Annotated in this window: 1 pseudogene; it reads left to right on the top strand. The window is 43.7% G+C overall.

Annotated elements, in window-relative coordinates:
• Positions 1 to 542: pseudogene (locus K1I67_RS09825) on the top strand (Stk1 family PASTA domain-containing Ser/Thr kinase); the annotation flags it as partial.

Genomic DNA, 542 nt, shown 5'->3' with positions numbered 1-542 from the left:
TCCCTTACGATGGGGATAGTGCAGTAACCATCGCCCTCCAGCATTTCCAGAAACCTCTGCCGTCGGTCATAGCTGAAAATCCATCTGTGCCTCAGGCTTTAGAGAATGTCGTTATCAAGGCAACTGCCAAGAAATTAACAGATCGCTACAAATCAGTGGCTGAGATGTATGTGGATTTGTCTAGCAGCTTATCTTACAATCGTCGCAATGAACCAAAGTTAGTCTTTGACGATGTGACGAAGGCGGACACCAAGACTCTTCCTAAAGCTCCACACAGCACCTTGACTTCTATTCCTAAAGCTTCGGTGAAAGAAGAACCTCCTCAAGTAAAAAAAGCGACTCCGCAGGTCGAAGAGCAAGAGCCTACGCCAAAATTAAAGAAAAAGCGGAAGTTTAAAGCTCGATATTTGATTATTTTGGCAAGTGTTCTATTAGTAGCTGCTTCTTTAATCTGGATTTTCTCTAGAACACCGGCAACAATTTCCATTCCGAATGTGGCTGGGCAAACTGTTGCTGAAGCTAAAGAGGCTCTTAAAAAAGCT

Source organism: Streptococcus infantis (genome assembly GCF_019929575.1).
In the GTDB taxonomy this organism is placed as follows: Bacteria; Bacillota; Bacilli; order Lactobacillales; family Streptococcaceae; genus Streptococcus; species Streptococcus infantis_L.
This window is presented reverse-complemented; position numbering and strand designations above follow the sequence as displayed.